Raw genomic sequence first — 14,549 nt, 5'->3', positions numbered from 1 at the left:
CCCCGGCCATACGTTGCGCGTGAGCATGACATCAACCCCCGGCACCGTGGTTCCCGTCGGCGCAGATCAACCGAGGAGGACCCGTGGTCGCCCATTCCGTGTCCCGCAGGCAGATGTTCGGATTCGGCGGAGCCGCAGCCGCAGCGCTGATGCTCGGGACGGGGGCGTGGGAGGCGCAGTCCGCGTTCGCCGCACCCCCTCTGAAGGGTGATCCGTTCACCCTGGGCGTCGCCTCGGGGGACCCGGCGTCGGACGGCTTCGTGCTGTGGACCCGCCTGGCGCCCGACCCCTTCGCCCAGGACGGCATGGGCGGGATGCCGGCGAAGCCCGTCAGCGTCGCGTACGAGGTGGCGCTCGACGAGCGCTTCCGCCGTGTCGTGCGCCGCGGCAGCGTCGTGGCGTCCCCCGAACTCGCGCACTCCGTCCACCCCGAGGTGCACGGGCTCGCGCCGGACCGCACGTACTGGTTCCGGTTCAAGGCCGGCTCGTCGATCTCCCCCGTGGGACGCACACGCACCACGCCCGCGCCGTGGCACTCCCCGCGCGAACTCACGTTCGCCTTCGCCTCCTGCCAGGCCTGGCAGGACGGCTACTTCACGGCGTACCACCACATGGCGCAGGAGGACCTGGACCTGGTGGTGCACCTCGGGGACTACCTGTACGAGTCCGGCGTCAAGACGAACAAGCGCGGGGTGACCACCGATCCGAAGTTCCACACGGAGACCATCGACCTCGCGCGCTACCGCCTCCAGTACGGTCTCTACAAGTCCGAGGCGCCGCTGCGCGAGGCGCACGCCGCCTTCCCGTGGATCATGACCTTCGACGACCACGAGGTGGAGAACAACTGGGCGGACGAGACCTCCGAGAACAACGAGGACCCGAAGACCTTCCTGCTGCGCCGCGCCGCCGCCTTCCAGGCCCTCTACGAGCACGCGCCACTGCGCCGCACCCAGCTGCCCGACGGCCCCGACGTGCAGATGTACCGCCGGCTCCCGTACGGCCGGCTCGCCGACTTCACGATGCTCGACACCCGTCAGTACCGTGACGACCAGGCGTGCGGCGACGGCACTACGTCCGACTGCGCCGACCGCTTCGACGAGAACCGCACGCTGCTCGGGTCCCGGCAGCGGGACTGGGTCCTCAACGGCTTCAGCCGGTCCCAGGCACGCTGGCAGATCCTCGGCAACCAGGCGCCGATGGGCCAGACCGACCAGGACCCCGGCGCCGGCACGACGGTCTGGACCGACCCCTGGGACGGCTACGTCGCCGAGCGCAACCGGCTGCTGGCGGAGGCCGGCACCCGTGGTGTGCGCAACCTGGTCGTCGTCACGGGCGACCGCCACCAGAACTACGCCTGGGACCTCAAGCGCGACTACGCCGACCCGGAGTCGGCGACGGTCGGATCGGAGTTCGTGGGCACCTCGATCACGAGCGGCGGCGACGGGGCCGACATGACGGCCCAGGGCGAGACGTTCCTCGCGGCCAACCCGCACATGAAGTTCTTCAACAGCCAGCGCGGCTACGCACGCGTCACCGTGAACCGGGAACGCTGGACGACCGACTTCCGCGTCCTGCCCTTCGTGACGAAGCCGGACGCCACGATCAGCACCCGCGCGAGCGTGGTCGTGGAGGACGGGACCCCGGGAGTCCAGGTCTGACCCGCCGTCGTCCACGCCGCCGGGCGGTCCCGTCGGGGCTGCCCGGCGGCCTAATCCGGTTTCCCCCCGGCAAGGACGGTGCGACCATCTGCGCATGAGCGACGACGAGCCGTACCTCTGCGACCTGCTCGGCAAGCGCCTGCTGGGCGCGGCCCTCTCGCACGACGGTCCGGTGGGCAACTCGTCGTCCCTGGTGCTCCGCACGGAGGAGCAGGCCCCGGTCCGCCTCGTGCCGCAGGGCTCCGCCCTGTTGCTGACGGCCGCCCCGCCTGCCGGCGTCGCCCCTGTACCGGCGGCCGGGCAGGACCCCGCCATGGCCCGTTTCATCGGTACGCCGATCCGCTCGGTCCGGGAGATCCGCCACCGGCAGGACGGCAGCGACCTGGTGGCCGGCCTCACGTTCCAGTTCCCTGACGGGAACGTCCGCGTACTCGTCCTCGACGGCGAACTGGTCGTCGCCCACGACCGCCACCTGGGCGAGGTGGAGGCGCGCCTCCACGAGGACGTGACCGTGGCACGGGCCGTACGGACCTGCCTGGCCAGCCCCTCGCAGTGGGACGCCTGGACGACGGAGGGCCAGTACCTCTACTTCCGCTACCGGCACGGCGAAGGCACCGTCGAGCAGCACCCGAGCGAGGACACCGACACCTGGGACCTGGGCGGCGGTTCCAGGCTCTGGACCCTGTGGAACGACGGCACCGACGACGGGGAGATCGCGCTTCCCGAATTCCTCGCCCTGGCCGGCCTCCGGCTGGCCCCGGACGCGGAGGTCTCCGTCCTGTCGTCCTGGAAGGGGAGGAGATGAGGCTGCGGTGATCCCTGTCCACCGGGTCCCCCGGCTGCGCGGACGCCCGTCGCTCCCGGCGCCTTCCTGAGCCCTCCCCTAACCGTCCCTTAAGACGACCATAACGATCCCCACCTGCGCCTTTTCACGCCCGGATCCCCTCTCCGCGGCGGCTAGTTTGCTGATCACCAGACCTGGTCGACAGCAGTCGACAGCCGTGCCGCCGAAGGAGAACCACCACCATGGCCGTCCTCACCACCGCCCGCCGCAGGGTTGCCGGAAGCATCGTCGCGCTCGGCGTCGCACCGCTCGCGCTGACCGGGCTCGCCGCCGCTCCGGCCGCCGCGCACGGTTCGCTGAGCGACCCGGTCAGCCGGGTCTCGGCCTGTTTCGCGGAGGGACCGGAGAACCCGCAGTCAGCGGCGTGCAAGGCGGCGGTGGCGGCCGGCGGGACCCAGGCGCTGTACGACTGGAACGGCGTGAACATCGCCAACGCGGCGGGCAACCACCGTCAGCTCATCCCGGACGGCAAGCTGTGCAGCGCCGGCAACGACAAGTTCAAGGGGCTCGACCTGCCGCGCGCCGACTGGCCGTCCACGCCCATGAAGGCGGGCAGCCACACCTTCAGGTTCCGGGCGACCGCTCCGCACAAGGGCACGTTCGAGCTGTACCTGACCAAGGCGAGCTACGACCCGTCGCAGCCCCTGAAGTGGTCGGACCTCCAGGAGAAGCCGTTCGCCACGGCCACCGACCCGTCCCTGGTGGACGGGTCGTACGTCTTCGACGGCACCGTGCCGCAGGCGTCCGGACGGCAGTTGGTCTACACGGTGTGGCAGCGGTCGGACTCCCCGGAGGCCTTCTACGCCTGCTCCGACGTGGTCTTCGGCGGTGAGAGCTCCGGCGGCGGCGAGGACTCCGCGGAGGCGGCTACCGCACCCGCCGCCTCCGCCCCGTCCGAGGAGGAGATCGACGAGGGCGCCGGCCAGTCGTCCGTCGAGCACGGCGGCCATGGCGACGACGACGCGGCGACCGGCGCGGAGGTCACCGAAGCGGCCCCCGCCGCCGAGGCCGAGGACACCGGGGCGAACGCGCCCGAGCCGAACGACGTCGCCGCCTCCCCGGTGGGCGCCGTGCCCGGCGACGACGCGCTCGCCGAGACCGGTGGGAGCGGCAGCACCTCGTACCTCGCGATGGGCGGAGCCGCCGCGCTGGCCCTGGGTGCGAGCGCCCTGTTCGTCTCGGTCCGGCGGCGGTCCTCGGGCGGCGCGCACCGCGCCTGATCACGCGGCTGCCGGGCCCCCGTCACCGGGGGCCCGGCAGCGCGTTCTCAGCTCACGGCCGAGGCACAGGTGGTCGGGGTCGCGCGCGCCGGGTCGAGGGCGTTCGCCACTTCGTGGAAGGCGATCCTGTCGATGGTCCCGATCGCCACGTGCTCGGACAGGTCGACCGGGCACAGGTCCTGGAGCAGGACGTTGCGTACGTTCGGTCCGTCGAGGTACTGCGTGCGGTACGGGGTGACGACCTCGTCGTACCGCGTCGCGATGACGGTGTAGCGGACCCCGGGCACGGTGTCGGCACCCGCGGTGAGCTTGGTGATGAAGGCCGAGCCGGCGACCTGGTCGGCGAGACCCGGGGTGTTGGTGGTGAGGAGGTCCTCGACACCGGGGAAGTAGGGCAGCAGCTTCGTGAGGCCCAGGAGCGTGGTGCCGTGGTTGTCGGGGGCGATCCCGACGAGGGCGTTCACCTTCCCCGCGCCCCCGAGGAACTTCAGGTAGTAGTTGGGCATCATCCCGCCCTGGGAGTGGCCGACGAGGTCGGCCTTCGGGGCGCCGGTGGCGCCGAGCACCTTGTCGACGAAGACGTCGAGCTGTCCTGCCGACTTGTCGATCGGGCCGAGTCCGTTGAAGAGCGGCACGCCCGGGAGCTGGCCGTAGTCGAGCGAGAAGACGCAGTAGCCCCGGCTGACGAGGTACGGCGCGAGGACCAGCCAGTTGTCGATCGAGTTCCCGAAGGTCCCGTGGACGAGGACGACCGGGCGGGGATGGGCTGCGGACGGCTTGCAGGAGTAGTCGTTCCATCCACGGGAGGGAGCGGCGGCCTGCGCGGGAGCGGCGGTCGCGGCCGCCGTGGGGGCGACGAGCGCGGCGAGGGTGAGGAGCAGCGCGGCGAGCGTTCGGCGGGCGCGTGGGGCGCGCGGGGCGGGGGTCCAGGGCAGCATCGGGTGTTCTCCTTGCGGCTCAAGGGAGTTGCGATGTCGGTGCGCCCTGCGGTCCGGACCACAGCGAACTACGTTGTTCTCTACGTGCTCATGCCAAATTACGCATGAGTAAGGTTGCTGGGGAAGTTACGCGTCGGTAAAAAGATTCCGGTGCGCCGGGCGAGGGCGGGACCGCGCGGTCCCAGCCTACGAGCGGCCCCGGGACCGGGCCGCGAGCCACGCCGGGGTCAGGCCGCGAGCCGCCCCGGCTTCACGGCCTGCGGACCGAACCTGGCCCGCAGCTCGTCGGCGACCGCCTCGATCCTCCGCACCCGTTCGTCCACCGGGTCGAAGGTGAGCTGGTGGGCGGCGCGTTCCGCGTCGTGGAGCCCTTCCGCCCGCAGCCCGATCCCCCTCACCCGCGCCCGCTGCAGGGCGAACGAGTCCTGAATCCGGTACGCGAGCGAGGTGAGCGCCACCGAGTGGGCGGTGGGCTCCGTGAGCGTACGGCTGCGGGTCAGCGTCGCGTAGCCGGTCCGGTCGGCGTAGCGCACGGAGACCGCGAGCGAGCGGCACACCTGCCCGTCGACGCGCAGCCTGGCACCCAGCTCCTCGGTGAGCGAGAGCAGCGCGCGGCGGTGCTGCTCCGGGTCCAGTTCGTCGCGGGGGAAGGAGCGTTCGGCCGCGACCGACCGGGCGGCCGCGTTGGGGACGACCCGCGTACGGTCGATGCCGTTGGCCCGCTCCCACAGCTCGCGCCCGGTCCGCACCCCGGTGATCCGCTGCAGGGTGGCAAGTGGCGCGTCGGCGATCCGGCCGATGGAGTCGAGCCCGTAACCGCACAGGGTGCGCGCGGTCGCCGCCCCGACGCCGTCCAGCGCCGCGGCGGGCTGGGACGCGAGGAACCCGGCGTGCTCGCCCGGGGGCACCACGAAGGTGGTCCCGCCCGCCGCCCGGCGCGCCGCCATCCTGGCCAGCATGGGGTTGGCGGCCGCCCCGATCGCGCAGTCCACGCCGTGCAGGGCGAGGGCGCGCACCCGGATCACGGAGGCCAGGCCGGCCACGTCCTGCCCGAAGTAGCGCAGCGCGCCCCCGACGTCGGCGAGCGCGGCGCCGGGCGGGGCCGCCTCGACGACCGGGGTGAACGCCCCGAGGAGGGCGAGCAGTCCCTCGTATCCCGCGCTGTCCGGCGGTCCGCCGCCGATCCGGCGGAACCGCAGGCACAGGACGGCCGGCTGGTCGCTCATCCCGCGCTCCCCTGGCTCCGGTGCCACAGTTTCCTTCCGGTGGGCGTCCCCTCTCCGGCCGGCTGGAGGTCGGACCAGGGGTTCATCTCGTAGCCGGTCGGCAGCTGGATGCGGCGGCCGTCGTCCGGCGCCTCCTCCTCGCCGGCGGCGGGCTCCTCCGCCAGCCGTGCCGCGACCGCGTCGAGGCCGCCGGTGTCCCGGAGTTCGGCCAGCTCCGCCAGATTCCAGGCCGCCGAGCCGACCACGCTCATGCTGCGCGCGCCGCGCCGCTGGACCACCCCGCGCACGAGCAGCAGCCAGGAGTGGAAGACGGTGTGGGCGCAGGCGGCGTGGCTGTCGTCGAAGAAGGCGAGGTCGACCAGGCCCGTACCGTCGTCCAGGGTGGTGAAGATGACCCGGCGGCCGGAGCGGACCGGCGGGGTCTGGGTGGCCACCTTGGCGCCCGCGACCAGCACCGTCTCCCCGTGCGCGGCCTCCCGCAGCCGCTTGGCGGAGACCGCGCCGAGCTCCTCCAGGAAGGCGTGGTGATCGCCCATCAGATGACGGGACACGTCCATGCTGAGGACGCCGAGCTCGGCGCTGAGGCGTTCGGCGTCGTTGAGGTCGGGCAGCCCGACGGTGCCGGTCCGGTGTCCGCCGCCGAGCGGGAGCTGGGCGCCCGCCGCGCCGGAGCCGGAGCTCCGCTGGGCGCGGTGGAGTTCGGACAGGTGCAGCAGCAGGTCCCTGCGGTTGGCGCCGAAGGCGTCCAGCGCGCCGACCTGCGCCAGCCGCTCGGCGGCCGGCTTCCCTGGCCTGGCCCGCTGCCAGAAGTCCAGCAGCGAGGTGTAGGGCTGCCCGGCCTCGATCCGGGCGACCTCGGCCTCACTGATGCCGTGGACGTCCGAGAGCGCCAGCCTCAATCCCCATTTATCACCGTTGTCGCCAGACACCAGTTCGATCCGATGGGTGGCGGCCGACCGGTTCACGTCCAGCGGCAGCACCGGCACCCCACGCCGCCGCGCGTCCGCGAGGAGCAGCCGCTTCGGGTACATCCCGGGGTCGTGGGTGAGCAGCCCGGCGTAGAAGGCCGCCGGGTGGTGCGCCTTGAGCCAGGCCGACTGGTACGTCGGCACGGCGAAGGCGACCGCGTGCGCCTTGCAGAAGCCGTAGCTCCCGAACGCCTCGATGATCTCCCAGGCGCGGGCGATCACCTCGGCACCGTACGTCCGCCCCGCCGCACGCCGGGCGAACCAGGCCTTGATCCGGGCCTGCGACTCGGGGTCGGAGAGCCCCCGCCGCACACGGTCGGCCTCGCCGCGCCCGCAGCCGGTCATGATGTTCACCATCTCGATGATCTGCTCGTGGAAGACGACCACCCCGTAGGTGCCGCGCAGCGCGTCCTCCAGGTCGGGGTGCGGATAGCGCACGGGCGCGCGGCCGTGCCTGGCCTCGATGAACGGCCGCACCATGTCGGCGGCGACGGGCCCCGGCCGGAACAGCGAGATGTCGACCACCAGGTCGTGGAAGGTGGCGGGCTGGAGCCGCCCGACCAGGTCGCGCTGGCCCGGCGACTCGATCTGGAAGCAGCCCAGCGTCTCGGCGCTCCTGATCAGCCGGTACGTCTCCGGGTCGCCCTCCGGCACGGCGTCCAGGTCGATCTCCTGCCCGGAGGCCCGCTTCACCTCCGTCACGGCGTGCGCCATCGCCGACTGCATCCGCACGCCGAGCACATCGAGCTTGAGCAGCCCGAGGTGCTCCACGTCGTCCTTGTCGAACTGCGCCATCGGGAAGCCCTCGCCGCTGGTGGGCATGACCGGCGTACGCCGCAGCAGCGAGTCGTCCGAGAGGAGCACCCCGCACGGGTGCATGGCGATGCCGCGCGGCAGCGCGTCCAGCGACTCCACCAGGTCCCATAGCCGGCCGTACCTCTCCTTCCGTCCGGCCACGGCCCGCAGCTCGGGCAGTTCCTCCATCGCGGCGCGGGCGTCCCTGGCACGGATGTGCGGGAAGGCCTTGGCGAGCCGGTCGGTCTCGGCCGGGTCCATGGAGAGCGCGGCACCGACGTCGCGGATGGCGTGGCGCACCCGGTAGGTCTCGGGCATGGAGACGGTCGCGACCCGCTCGGCGCCGAAGCGGCCGATGATCGCGCGGTAGACGTCCAGGCGCCGGGCCGACTCCACGTCGATGTCGATGTCGGGCAGCACGAAGCGCCGCTCGGACAGGAAGCGCTCCATGAGCAGTCCGTGCTCGACCGGGTCCGCGTGGGCGATCCCGAGCAGGTGGTTGACCAGGGATCCGGCCCCGGAACCGCGCGCCGCGACCCGTATGCCCATCCTCTTCACGTCGTCGACGACCTGGGAGACCGTCAGGAAGTACGTGGCGAAGCCGTGGTGGCCGATGATGTCCAGCTCGTGGTGCATCCGCTCCCAGTAGTCGCGCCTGCGGTCGTAGCCGTGCCGCACCATGCCCGCGGCGGCGCGTGAGGCCAGCACCCGCTGGGCTGTGCGCAGCCCGGCCCCGACGAGACGCGGCTCGGGGAAGTGGACGCTGCCCAGCCCCAGGTCGCCCGCCGGATCGACGACGCAGGCGTCGGCGGTGCGCCGGGTCTCCTCGAACAGCCGCTCCCCCGCACCCTGCCCGAGCCCCGCGGCGGAGGCGATCCGCTCGGCGGCCTCCCGCATGGCGCGGGCGTCCTTGAGCCAGCGCTCCCCGCTGTCGAGGGGGGAGCGGCGCGGGTCGACGGGGACGAGCCTGCGCGCCGAGTCGAGCACGTCGGCGACGGGTCCCTGCCCGGGGTCGGCGTACCGGACGGCGTTCGTCAGCACGGCCCGCACGCCCTGTTCGGCGGCGAGGCCGACCGTACGGGCGGCGAGCCGCAGCGACCCCGGGCCGGTGCCCCCACGGCCGTGGTGGACGACTTCGAGGCGCAGGGCGTCGCCGTAGATCTCCCGCCAGGGGGCGAGCAGCGCGGCGGCCCGGTCCGGCCTGCCCGCGGCCAGCGCGGCGCCCACCTCGGACGCGGGGCCGAGCAGCACGGTGAGCCCTTCGGCGGGCAGCGCGTCCCGGCCGACCAGGGGCCGGCCGGCGTCCGGGCCGCCGGCGTCGGAGGTGTGGGCGGCGGTGACCAGCCGGCACAGCTCGGCCCAGCCCCGTGCGCCGTCCCGGGCGAGAAAGGTGGCCCGGGGTGCCGATTCATCGACAAAGGAACCCCCACGGGCCGGCGTGCGCGGCCTGCGTGCAGCTCCCCCTCCCCCGGGCTGCGGTGCCACCGCGAGCTCCGCCCCGAAGAGCGGCCGGATCCCGGCCTTCTCACAGGCCCGGGCGAAGCGGACCGCGCCGGCGAGACTGTCGCGGTCGGTCAGCGCGAGGGCGCCCATCCCCCGCTCGGCGGCACGCTCGGCCAGCCGCTCGGGGTGCGACGCCCCGTACCGCAGGGAGAACCCGGAAACGGTATGCAGATGCGTGAACCCTGGCATCCGCACCTCCTGGACCGATCCGTACTCGCCACCCCCTCGCTCTCCACCATAGACCAAGTTTCGAACGTTCGTACGATAACCGGGTGCGCGGCCACCCCTCCGCCATTCGGCCCGTCCCGCCTGCACGGAAACCGCCCTCCCATGACTGTGGGGGCATGACTTTCGCTGACGAGGTGAAGAACGCCGTCACCGCACGGGCCGCCCTGCTGGTCGTCGGCGTCCTGGCGCTGCAACTGCTCTTCATCGCTTCCTACGTCGGCGCGCTGCACCGGCCCGACCCGACGGACGTCCCCTTCGGGGTCGTCGCCCCGCAGCAGGTGTCCGGGCGGCTCGTGACCCAGCTGGACGGCCTGCCGGGCGGACCACTGGACCCGCGCGCGGTCTCCGACGCGGCCGAGGCCCGCCGGCAGATCGAGAACCGGGACCTCGACGGCGCCCTGATCGTCAGCCCCACCGGAGCCACCGACACCCTGCTCGTCGCCTCCGGGGGCGGCACCGTGCTGGCCACCTCACTGACCGCGATCGTCAAGGAGGCGGAGGGGCCCCGGCAGCGCACGGTGCGGACCGTGGACGTGGCCCCCGCCTCCCCGGACGACTTCGACGGCCTCTCCTCGTTCTACCTGGTCGTGGGCTGGTGCGTCGGCGGCTACCTCTGCGCCTCGATCCTGGCGATCAGCGCGGGCACCAAACCCGCCAACCGGCAGCGCGCGGTGATCCGCACCGCGGTGATGGCGCTGTACTCGGTCGCGGGCGGGATCGGCGGCGCGGTCATCATCGGACCGATCCTCGGGGCGCTGCCGGGCAGCGTGTGGGCCCTGTCCGGCCTGGGCGCCCTGGTCGTCTTCGCGGTCGGCATGATCACGCTCGCCCTGGAGGCACTCACCGGCATCGTCGGCATCGGCCTGGCCGTCCTGCTCATCGTCGTCGCGGGCAACCCGAGCGCGGGCGGCGCCTTCCCCCTGCCGATGCTGCCGGACTTCTGGCGGGCGATCGGCCCGGCCCTGCCACCCGGCGCGGGGACGTGGACCGCCCGCTCCATCGCGTACTTCCACGGCAACGCGGTCACCGGCCCCCTGCTGGTGCTCTCCGCCTGGGCGGTGGTGGGTACGGCCCTGACCCTGCTGCTGTCGATGCGGCGACGGGACACGGAGGAGCCCGGGCGGACGGCGACGGCCCCCGGCGGGGGCGCGCACCCCGCCTGAGACCGGCACCCGGAAGACGCCGGCCTGGGACACGGCCCCAGGACCGACGACTCCAGGACCTGCGGCACCACGGCACCAGAGCCCCCAGGCCCACGGCACCGCCGCACCGCCGCACCGCCGCACCGCCTGGAAGCATCACGCCGCGAACACGGGGTCCGGAGTCCGGTCCGCCCCACGAGCCGGGGACCTCCGGCTGAACACCGCCCGAGCGGGGGCGAACTCCGGACGACCAATCGGCACACCCTCTAGGCATGACAGGTGCATGGCGTCATTCTGGGGACGGCCTCGCGCGGCCCGCGAGGAGCACGGTCGCACAACCCCCTTCCGCCCACCGGAGGTTGCCCATGCGTCGCAGATTCACCGTCCCGCTCGCCGCGGTCGCCCTGTCGCTCCCGCTCGCCCTCGTACCCGCCGTCTCCGCTTCGGCCGCCCCCTCGGACAAGCCGCAGGTCCTCAGCTCCTGGACCCAGACGAGCGCCTCCAGCTACGCCGCGTGGAACTCCGCCCGCGGCAACCAGGGCGCGTGGTCCGCGTACGCCTTCGACTGGTCGACGGACTACTGCAGCACCTCCCCCGACAACCCGTTCGGCTTCCCCTTCCAGACCGCGTGCGCGCGCCACGACTTCGGCTACCGCAACTACAAGGCCGCGGGCACGTTCTCCGCGAACAAGTCCCGCATCGACTCCGCGTTCTACTCGGACCTCAAGCGGGTGTGCGCCGCCTACTCCGGCGCCAAGCTGACCTCGTGCAACAGCACGGCGTGGACGTACTACCACGCGGTGGACATCTTCGGGGTGGCGCCGGCCAAGGGCTCCCTCGCCGGACAGCCCCAGGCCGCCTGACGGCAGACGTCCCGAGCCTGACGACGACGTCGCGCCCCTGTCCCGGCCGAGCCGGTGCGCCTTACCGTGGGCGCTCGCACGCAGGGGCGTGCGCCGTACGGCCTGTCGTCTCAGGGGGAGCCATGAGCACTGGGGTCATCGCGTTACTGGTCGCCGTGGTCGGTGTGGCGGGCACCCTGCTGGCACCGATCACCACCGCCTGGGTGAGCGCCCGCTCGCGCCGGCAGGAGTTCGAGCTCCAGGAGCGCTCCGACCGGACCAGACGGCACATCGACGCGGCCGAGGCACACCTGGAACGCCGGCGCGAGACCTACGTCGCCCTGAACAGCGGCGCCCGGCGGTACCGGTTCCGGATGCTGGAGGACCTCTACGCGCTGCGCTCCGGAGCAGACCCGGACCCTGCGACGGAGGCGGTCCGTATCGAGTTCCAGGACACCTACGCGCAGGCCCAGATGCTCGTCCCCGACGACGTCCTGCACGCGTGCCAGACCGTCCGTGTGGCACTCGCGGACGCCAGGAAACTCCTGGAAGCGCTGGCCGGGGACAGCGCACACGACGAGCAGAAGTGGCAGGAGACCCACACCTTCCTGCTCCGGATGTGGGACGCGATGGGAGAGATGCAGCTCGCCATGCGCCGGGACCTGGGCATCACGGCACCACCCGGCCCGTGAGACGGGAGCGCCACCCGGACGCGACGAGCCCGCCCCCTCCTGCGAGGGGGCGGGCTCGTCGGCGTACCGATGGACCTGAGGTCAGCCGATCTCGGCGCCGAACGCCGCCAGCGCCTCGGGCACCGGCTGGAAGAACGTCTCGCCCCCGGCGGAGCAGTCGCCGCTGCCGCCCGAGGTCAGGCCGAGCGCGGTGTCGCCCGCGAAGAGCGAGCCGCCGCTGTCGCCGGGCTCCGCGCAGACCGTGGTCTGGATGAGGCCGTTGACGATGTCGCCGTTGCCGTAGTTGACCGTGGCGTCCAGGGCGGTGACCTCGCCGTCGTGGACCTGGGTGGTGGAGCCGCTGCGGGTCACCGTCTGGCCGACGGTCGCGTCGCCCGCCTTGGTGATCGCCTGGGTGGAGCCGTTGTAGAGGTCCACCTCGCTGGGGTGCGGCGTGTCGGAGGTGTACTTCACCAGGCCGTAGTCGTTGTCCGGGAAGCTGGAGCCCTCGTTGGCGCCGATCTCGCCGCCGCCCTGCGAGTCGGACCAGCTGGTGATCGACTCGGTGCAGTGCCCGGCGGTCAGGAAGTAGGGCTCGCCTCCCTTGACGACGTTGAAGCCGAGCGAGCAGCGTCCGCCGTTGCCCCAGATCGCGTCGCCGCCCGCGATCAGCGGCTTGAACTCACCCTTGGACTTGTTGAGTTCGGCCTTGGACCCGAGCCCTTCGACGACCTTGCTGAGCTTGTCCCAGGCCGCGCCGTCCACCGTGCGGTCGGCCGTGACGACCACCTTGTTGCTGACCGGGTCGACGGCCCAGGAGGTCCCGGGGATGGTGGCCTTGTCGGCGAGGGTCTGCCGGGCGTTCGTCAGCTCGGCGAGCGTGTGCTGGACGAGTCTGGCCTTGCCGCCCGCCTGGCGGACCTGCTCGGCGGCGGCGTCGTCGACGACGTTGACGACGAGGTGGTCCGAGTCGGCGTCGTAGTACGCACCGGCGGTGTCGCCGCCCAGGGCCTTGTCGAGCGTGGTGGCGAGATTTCCGGCCGCGTTCGCGGTGAGGGTCCGGGGGGTGAACTGGGGTACGTCGTCACTGGCGTTCGCGGTCTGGAACGTGACTCCAGCCGAGACCAGGGCGAGGACGGCCGATCCGGCCATGGCCACGCGCTTCCTGGATATGCGTCGGTGCTTCAACTTCGACCTCCTGTGGGGCCGTGTGGCGGGCACGTGGGGTACCCGGAACACGGAGGATGGGGCGCCCACTATTCCGATGCGGCCGATAGCACACAAGGTCGACTTCCGGACGCACACATGACGACACCGGTTCACCCGCGCCGTGTTCACAACCGGGGTGTCCCACCACGTCGGTTCCGATTGCGAACACCCGCTGCAATCACACTTCGGCAGCGGGTGAGGACTAGTCCTGTCCTGAAACAGCGTACGGAGTCCGGATGCCGCGCAGAGCACTCCTGAAGACGAACACCCCCCGAATGCCTCCGAACGTCCCGAACACCACCGGCGCGTTCCGACAGGGAGTGCCGCTATCGCGCCGGATGGGTCATCATCGAACAGGCAGTGCATACCGGGTGGTTGACACCCGGACCGAGCGGGACGACCGAGCGGAGGAGCGGGTGCGTAACCGGGTACGCGTGGCGGACGGGCGGCATCTGATGGTCGAGCGTCAGGGGGACCCGCGGGGCAGACCGGTGTTCCTCCTGCACGGGATGCCGGGCAGCCGTCTGGGCCCGGCTCCACGCGGGATGGTGCTCTACCAGCGCAAGATGCAGCTGATCTCCTACGACCGGCCGGGGTACGGCGGCTCCGACCGGCTGCCGGGACGGCGGGTGAGGGATGTCGTCGAGGACGTGCGGGCGATCGCCGACTCACTCGGCCTGGAGCGCTTCGCCGTGGTCGGCCGCTCGGGCGGCGCACCGCACGCCCTGGCGTGCGCCGCGCTGATGCCGGACCGTGTCACCCGCGCGGCCGCCCTGGTCAGCCTGGCTCCCCGGGACGCCGAGGGGCTCGACTGGTTCGACGGCATGGCCGCGTCCAACGTCCTCGCGTACTCCAGGGCGGTGGACGACCCGGACGGACTCGCGGAGTCCTTCATCAGCCGCTCGGCGGCGATCCGCCAGGACCCGGCCCGGCTCCTGGACGACCTGCGCAGGGAGCTGACCGACTCCGACCGTGTCGTCGTCAACGACGCCGGGATCCGCATGATGCTGCTCGCCAACTTCCGCGAGGGACTGCGCACGTCGGCGTACGGCTGGATCGACGACGCGTTGGCGTTCTGCCGGCCGTGGGGGTTCGATCCGGCCGACATCAAGGGGCCGGTGATGCTGTGGCACGGCGAGAAGGACGTCTTCTCGCCCGTGGGTCACTCCCGCTGGCTGGCCGGGCAGATCCCGGGCGCCACCGCCGTCCTGGAGCCCGCAGCGGCGCACTTCGACGCGCTGTCCGTGCTTCCCACCGTGCTCAACTGGCTGCTGGACGAGAGGGAGGCAGCGGCCTGCTGACCGC

At 72.5% G+C, this 14,549-nt stretch carries 11 protein-coding genes; 7 read left to right on the top strand and 4 right to left on the bottom strand.

Translation table 11 applies throughout. The features are described from left to right. Positions 1-83 precede the first annotated feature (83 nt). The 3 genes from ACFC51_RS16505 (at position 84) to ACFC51_RS16495 (ending at position 3,722) form a co-directional block, all read left to right on the top strand. Positions 84-1,658 carry an alkaline phosphatase D family protein gene (locus ACFC51_RS16505; protein ID WP_376373356.1) on the top strand — a complete coding sequence of 525 codons (1,575 nt, stop codon included), beginning with the start codon at positions 84-86 and terminating at the stop codon, positions 1,656-1,658. Positions 1,659-1,752: 94 nt separating this feature from the next. Then, the gene (locus tag ACFC51_RS16500) at positions 1,753-2,463 is read left to right on the top strand and encodes a hypothetical protein (RefSeq protein WP_376529309.1); all 711 of its coding nucleotides are present in this window, start codon (positions 1,753-1,755) and stop codon (positions 2,461-2,463) included. Between the two features lie 221 nt (positions 2,464-2,684). Beyond that, positions 2,685-3,722, top strand: coding sequence for a lytic polysaccharide monooxygenase (locus tag ACFC51_RS16495; protein WP_376529308.1), 1,038 nt, complete (start codon positions 2,685-2,687; stop codon positions 3,720-3,722). A 47-nt stretch (positions 3,723-3,769) separates the two neighbouring features. On the opposite strand, the gene ACFC51_RS16490 is transcribed toward ACFC51_RS16495, so the two are convergent. The 3 genes from ACFC51_RS16490 to ACFC51_RS16480 all read right to left on the bottom strand — a co-directional run bounded on the left by ACFC51_RS16490 (position 3,770) and on the right by ACFC51_RS16480 (position 9,341). Continuing rightward, positions 3,770-4,660, bottom strand: a complete 891-nt coding sequence (locus ACFC51_RS16490; protein ID WP_376373364.1) for an esterase/lipase family protein — start codon at positions 4,658-4,660, stop codon at positions 3,770-3,772. Positions 4,661-4,887: 227 nt separating this feature from the next. Beyond that, positions 4,888-5,886: a hypothetical protein gene (locus ACFC51_RS16485; RefSeq protein ID WP_376373367.1), complete on the bottom strand. Its 999-nt coding sequence runs from the start codon at positions 5,884-5,886 to the stop codon at positions 4,888-4,890. Further along, a complete protein-coding gene (locus ACFC51_RS16480; protein WP_376529305.1) occupies positions 5,883-9,341 on the bottom strand; it encodes a DNA polymerase III subunit alpha in 3,459 nt (1,152 codons plus the stop codon). Before ACFC51_RS16480 ends, ACFC51_RS16485 begins: the two co-directional genes overlap by 4 nt. 155 nt (positions 9,342-9,496) lie before the next feature. Here ACFC51_RS16480 and ACFC51_RS16475 point away from each other — a divergent pair, with 155 nt between their 5' ends. From ACFC51_RS16475 to ACFC51_RS16465, 3 genes are all read left to right on the top strand, one after another. Further along, on the top strand, positions 9,497-10,543 hold the full coding sequence (locus tag ACFC51_RS16475) for a DUF3533 domain-containing protein (RefSeq protein ID WP_376529302.1): 1,047 nt from the start codon (positions 9,497-9,499) through the stop codon (positions 10,541-10,543). A 344-nt stretch (positions 10,544-10,887) separates the two neighbouring features. Next, positions 10,888-11,385 (top strand): phospholipase, encoded by a 498-nt coding sequence (locus ACFC51_RS16470; RefSeq protein WP_376373374.1) that lies wholly within the window; start codon positions 10,888-10,890, stop codon positions 11,383-11,385. Between the two features lie 122 nt (positions 11,386-11,507). Next, positions 11,508-12,056 carry a hypothetical protein gene (locus ACFC51_RS16465; protein WP_376373376.1) on the top strand — a complete coding sequence of 183 codons (549 nt, stop codon included), beginning with the start codon at positions 11,508-11,510 and terminating at the stop codon, positions 12,054-12,056. 81 nt (positions 12,057-12,137) lie between these two features. On the opposite strand, the gene ACFC51_RS16460 is transcribed toward ACFC51_RS16465, so the two are convergent. Then, positions 12,138-13,223, bottom strand: coding sequence for a S1 family peptidase (locus ACFC51_RS16460; protein ID WP_376529299.1), 1,086 nt, complete (start codon positions 13,221-13,223; stop codon positions 12,138-12,140). A gap of 437 nt (positions 13,224-13,660) precedes the next feature. Here ACFC51_RS16460 and ACFC51_RS16455 point away from each other — a divergent pair, with 437 nt between their 5' ends. Then, positions 13,661-14,545 carry an alpha/beta fold hydrolase gene (locus tag ACFC51_RS16455; protein WP_376373382.1) on the top strand — a complete coding sequence of 295 codons (885 nt, stop codon included), beginning with the start codon at positions 13,661-13,663 and terminating at the stop codon, positions 14,543-14,545. The last annotated feature ends 4 nt before the right edge of the window (positions 14,546-14,549 follow it).

Source organism: Streptomyces sp. NPDC055962 (assembly GCF_042270185.1).
Classification (GTDB): domain Bacteria; phylum Actinomycetota; class Actinomycetes; order Streptomycetales; family Streptomycetaceae; genus Streptomyces.
The sequence above is the reverse complement of the archived record's forward strand: the minus strand, read 5'-3'. Positions and strand labels throughout refer to the sequence as shown.